Origin of the sequence: Streptomyces phaeochromogenes, assembly GCF_001418655.1 — a bacterium.
GTDB lineage: Bacteria > Actinomycetota > Actinomycetes > Streptomycetales > Streptomycetaceae > Streptomyces > Streptomyces phaeochromogenes.
Genome location: NZ_LIQZ01000264.1, coordinates 1 through 440, shown reverse-complemented (window position 1 = coordinate 440; position 440 = coordinate 1). Strand labels below are relative to the sequence as shown.

1 pseudogene is annotated in these 440 nt (G+C 75.5%); it reads left to right on the top strand.

From position 1 onward, the window contains the following. Nucleotides 1–440: pseudogene (locus AOK17_RS31130) on the top strand (hypothetical protein); the annotation flags it as partial.

Sequence of the window (440 nt, the reverse complement as noted above, 5' to 3'; positions counted from 1 at the left end):
TCGCGGCCGTCACCACGGGCGAGGCCGGCGGATCCGCGAAGGCGCCCGCCGACCGGATCATCGTCAACCCCGACGCGTACGGGGTGCTCGGTGCCTTCGGGCGGCAGGTCGTCCTCACCCATGAGACGACCCATGTCGCGACCCGCGCGTCGACCTCGGCGGCCACTCCGCTGTGGCTCTCCGAGGGGTACGCGGACTGGGTCGGCTACCGCGGCACCGGGCGCACGGCCCCGCAGGCCGCGCCTGAGCTGGCGCGGGCGGTGGCCGAGGGGCGGGTGCCCGACGCGCTGCCGGGCGACGAGGACTTCGGGTTCGGCGGCGACGCGGGTTCGCTGGCGCGGGCCTATGAGGGTGGGTGGCTGGCCTGCCGGATGATCGCCGAGCGGTGGGGTGAGGTGCGGCTGGGGGAGTTCTACCGGGCCGTGGGGGATCACGAGAAG